Source organism: Streptomyces boluensis (assembly GCF_009908195.1).
In the GTDB taxonomy this organism is placed as follows: Bacteria; Actinomycetota; Actinomycetes; order Streptomycetales; family Streptomycetaceae; genus Streptomyces; species Streptomyces boluensis.
Map to the genome: position 1 here is coordinate 1 of NZ_JAAAHS010000605.1, position 2,794 is coordinate 2,794.

4 protein-coding genes are annotated in these 2,794 nt (G+C 69.8%); all 4 read right to left on the reverse strand.

What is annotated here, in order from left to right; genetic code table 11:
- The coding region (holA, locus tag GUY60_RS36490; RefSeq protein ID WP_161705796.1) for a DNA polymerase III subunit delta at positions 1–813 on the reverse strand (813 nt) is incomplete at its 3' end.
- Positions 814–966: 153 nt separating this feature from the next.
- Positions 967–1,212 (reverse strand): hypothetical protein, encoded by a 246-nt coding sequence (locus tag GUY60_RS36495; RefSeq protein ID WP_161705797.1) that lies wholly within the window; start codon positions 1,210–1,212, stop codon positions 967–969.
- Between the two features lie 73 nt (positions 1,213–1,285).
- On the reverse strand, positions 1,286–2,167 hold the full coding sequence (locus GUY60_RS36500; protein WP_161705798.1) for a YceI family protein: 882 nt from the start codon (positions 2,165–2,167) through the stop codon (positions 1,286–1,288).
- 195 nt (positions 2,168–2,362) lie between these two features.
- On the reverse strand, positions 2,363–2,794 hold a 432-nt coding region (locus tag GUY60_RS36505; RefSeq protein ID WP_376771360.1), incomplete at its 5' end, for a ComEC/Rec2 family competence protein.

The window sequence follows — 2,794 nt, forward strand, 5'->3', positions numbered from 1 at the left end:
CTTCCACGGCGGCATCCCCAACTCCCGCGCCAGATCAGCGGGGCGACCACCGCGAGCGGACGACAACTTGCCGATGGCCCGCACCCCCTGCGCGAGGGCGCTGGTGATCAGCACGGGCGCGACCCCGGTCGACAGGGACCAGCGCAACGCCTCCAGCGCCTCGGCCGCCCGCCCCTCCACAGCACGGTCGGCAACGGTGAAGCTGGATGCCTCGGCCCGCCCCGTGTAGTACCGGCCGACGACCGCCTCGTCGATCGTGCCCTCGACATCCGCCACGAGCTGCGTCGCCGCGGACGCCAACTCCCGCAGATCGCTGCCGATCGCGTCGACCAGCGCCTGGCACGCCTCCTGCGTCGCGGCCCGCCCCGCAGTACGGAACTCGGCCCGCACGAACGCCAGTCGGTCCGCCGGCTTGGTCATCTTCGGGCAGGCCACCTCGCGGGCGCCGACCTTGCGCGCGGCGTCGAGGAGCCCCTTGCCCTTCGCCCCGCCCGCGTGCAGCAGTACGAGAGTGATCTCCTCGACGGGCGCGCCGAAGTAGGCCTTCACGTCCTTGACCGTGTCCGCCGAGAGATCCTGCGCGTTCCGCACGACCACAACCTTGCGCTCGGCGAAAAGCGACGGGCTGGTCAACTCGGCGAGGGTGCCGGGCTGCAGCTGGTCGGACGTGAGGTCACGTACGTCCGTGTCGGAGTCGGCAGCACGCGCAGCGGCCACCACCTCCTGCACGGCACGGTCGAGAAGCAGATCCTCCTGGCCCACGGCGAGAGTGACGGGGGCGAGCGGATTGTCGTTTGCGGGTTTCCTGGCCATCGCGGTCAAGGATCCCACGCGGCACTGACAACGCCGTACGGCCCGCTGCTCGCCGGGCGCCCGTAAGAAGCGACGTACAACCAAGCGCGGCCCAAGCACAGCCGAAGCGCGGCCGAAGCGCGCCACCGATCGGCCGCCGCACGAACGAACCCGCTACGGCTCCTCGCGCCAGCCCTCCCACTCAGCGGCGAACTCATCAAGCGCCGCCGGGTCGAGCCGCCCCTGTGCGTCCTCCAGTACGAGCAGCCACTGGGCGTCCTCGGCGTCGTCCTCCCCGGCCAGGGCATCCCGTACGAGCAGTGGCTCCTCGGTGACCGCGAAGCGCTCGGCCAGCGCCTGGGCCGCCTCCTCCGCGGCGTCGCGGTCGGGCAGGACCAGCACATGTCTCACATCGCTCACGAGAACATTCTGCCGGTCACCCCGACCTGCCCACGCCCTGCCCTACTCAGCCCAGTTCAGACCACGGCCCAGTTCAGCCCTTGGCGACGATCTGCACATCGAGCTCGATCTTGATGCTGGGGCCCACGACGGCGATGCCACGGGCCAGCATCGTCTGCCAACTGACGGTGAAGTCCTCGCGGTGCAGCTCCGTGGTGGCCCGGCAGGCGGCGCGGGTCTCGCCCTCCATACCGTTGCCGATGCCCAGGTACTCCGTGTCGAGAGTGACCGTCCGCGTCACACCGTGCAGCGACAGCGCCCCGGTGACCGCCCAGCGGCTACCGCCTCGGTGGACGAAACGTTCGCTGTAGAACTCGAGCGTCGGATAGCGCTCCACATCGAGGAAGTCGGCCGACCGCAGATGGTCGTCACGCATCTTGACGTTGGTGTCGATGGACGACGCGTCGATCACGACATGCATGGCCGACTGCTCCATGCGCTCGGCGATCCGTATCGCCCCCGCGAACGTGTTGAACCGGCCGTGAATACGCGCGAGTCCGATGTGCCGGGCAGTGAAGGCGATCGACGAGTGCATCGGCTCCATCTCCCACTCCCCCGGCTGCGGCAGCGACGGCGGCGCCGCCACCTGCAGGCTCAGGTCACCGAGCGCGGCATGCCCGTTCTCGCCGACCGTGGCCTTGCCTCGGTACGGGGTGTAGCCGTCGGCCGACACCGCGATGCGGTACTCGCCCGCCGGCACGGTCGCCACGAACGAACCGTACGGATCGGCCTCACCACCCACCACCTTCCGCCCATTCGCGTCACTGACGGTGAATTCCGCATGCCGCAGTGGCTCGCTGACCGGGTCAAGGACCCGGCAACTCACCATGCCCCCGCTGGGTGGCACCGGAAGCAACGAGACAGAACCCGCCCCATTTGCCCGGTTCTTACGGTTTCCCAGCCGGCGGCCGAACATGAATGACACCCCTGATGCGCTTTTGGACGTGCGGCCACCGCGCGATGACCGTGTGGGGCGGACCAGGCGCGCGATGGCTGCGTAAAGGCTGGAAATCTCCCCCAGCGAAGACACATTCGACCATCAGTGCGGCTTTCGGGGCAACACAGCCCGTATCAACGCCCCTCCTCCCCCTCTACCGGGTCACCCTCCTCCTCAACCAGCCCCCTCCTTCGACGGCGTGGCCCGCAGCCCGGCCCCGGTGCCCGTCACGGCCACCGACCCGTGTGTGTCGGTGCGCAGCACGACCGTCCCGCGCGCCCGCAGCGCCGCGAGCGTGCTGGGCGCGGGATGCCCGTACGGGTTGTCCCGTCCCGATGAGATCAACGCGAGGCGCGGGCGTATCCGGCGTATCAACTCGGGGTCCTGGTAGGCCGATCCGTGATGCGCGACCTTGAGCACATCGACCTGTGGCAGTACGGGCAGACTCCGCGACAGGGCCTGCTGCGCGGGCGGTTCGAGGTCGCCGGGCAGCAGCACGGTCAGGCCGGCCACGCGCGCGAGGAGTGTCACGCTCGCATCGTTGGGCCCTTCCGGTACAGGGCTCGGTCCGGGTCCGGCGGGCGGCCACAGCACCCGCCACCGCAA